We start from the raw sequence: 1,512 nt of genomic DNA on the forward strand, positions 1-1,512 counted from the left end.
CCGCGAGGACACCGGGAACGATGCCGATCGCGATCGCGATGCTCGCGGCGATCCCGAGCGGCTGACGCCAGCCGAACGTCCCGCCGCGCACGTCGAGGTCGAATGCGGCGAGCGATGCGCCGGCCGCGAGGGCGAGTCCGGCCGCGACGGGCACGAGCAGAATTCCGGCCTGTGGAGCGGGGACGGGCAGATCGCCCCGGTCACCGAAGACCGCGAGCGCACCGAAACCGAGGACGAGGATGGCGGCACGGACCGCCCACGTGAGCCGCCACGCACGTGCGAGCAGGAGCGCCGCGACGACGGGGAGGTAGAGGGCCAGCGACAGCGACACGAAGTCGGTCGGGCCGATCTCGAACGAGGCGAGAGCACGCAGACCACGTCCCGGATCCCCGATCGGAGGAGCTCCGACCATCGAGTCCCAACTCCACGAACCGATCCACGGGATGCTCAGGAGCGCCGCGATCGCCACGCCGACCACCGTGGACAGGAGGTACATCGCAGCGGTCCGAACCGGGGCGAGGGCCAGGAGTGTCGCGAGCGCCATCAACAGCCCGAGCACGAGGCTGAGCACCAGGACGACGGGTGAGAACGCGGCGGCCAGTGCGACCACGATTCCGAACTGGATCGTGCGCCGCAGCCGTTCGCTCCACGCCAGGTCGACCAATCCGTCGGCGACATCACTTGCCGCCGTGCGCGGATCGGCAGTTTCCACTCCGACGCATCGGCGCAGCGTGTGGAGGACCCACGGCACGGCGGCGAAGGCGACGAGGACGTCGAGCGAACCGGTCCCGAAGGCGCCGCTGACGAGTGGCGATGCTGCGTAGACCGCGAGTGCGGCGATCCGTGCTCGCGTCGAGGGGAACACGGTGGCGAGCTTCCAGAGCCCGATCAGTCCGACCACGACCAGCCCGATGATGAACAACGTGTGCAGCAGCCCCATGCGGAACAACGTCGTCACCGACAACAGCGACACCGCGGCCATCCCGGTGGGGTTCGGCGATGTCGCTCCGGTTCCGGTCGCGTCCCATCCACTCGTGAATCGGGCCAGCAGTTCACGCGGACTGTCGGGGAAGCGGAGGAACTCACCGACCGCGGGGATCCCTCCGGACAGGAAGCTCCGGCTTCCGAAGATGACCAGCGCCAACACGAGGACCCACGCGATCACCGGCGCGGTGGAGCTCTCCTTCCAGCGCCGCACATTGGATGCGGTTCCGACGTAGGTCGACGTCTCACGGGATCGCAGGAAGGTGTGGACACGAGCGCTCCCGCGCTGCTGGAGCCCGAGCACCTCGCGCTCGGGAACCCGGCGGAGATCCGCGATCGCGCGCCGGCGGGCGACGATCGTCGGAATGCGCGGGATCAGACCGAACAGCGCCGCGAGCGCTGCCATCCCCTGCTTGAAACGGCCACTGAAGACCCCGACCACGATCTCGGCAACGGTCAGCACCAAGAGTTCGAGCAGTCGCACGGGGAGGCGGCTCGCGCCGGTCATCGTCGCAACGGTGCGGAGGC

1 protein-coding gene is annotated in these 1,512 nt (G+C 69.3%); it reads right to left on the reverse strand.

Going from position 1 to position 1,512, the window contains the following annotated elements:
• On the reverse strand, nucleotides 1–1,492 hold a 1,492-nt coding region (locus WBV89_RS16120; protein WP_423982368.1), incomplete at its 3' end, for a hypothetical protein.
• Between the last annotated feature and the right edge of the window lie 20 nt (nucleotides 1,493–1,512).

Origin of the sequence: Ilumatobacter sp., from assembly GCF_049588435.1 — a bacterium.
Lineage (GTDB): Bacteria > Actinomycetota > Acidimicrobiia > Acidimicrobiales > Ilumatobacteraceae > Ilumatobacter_A.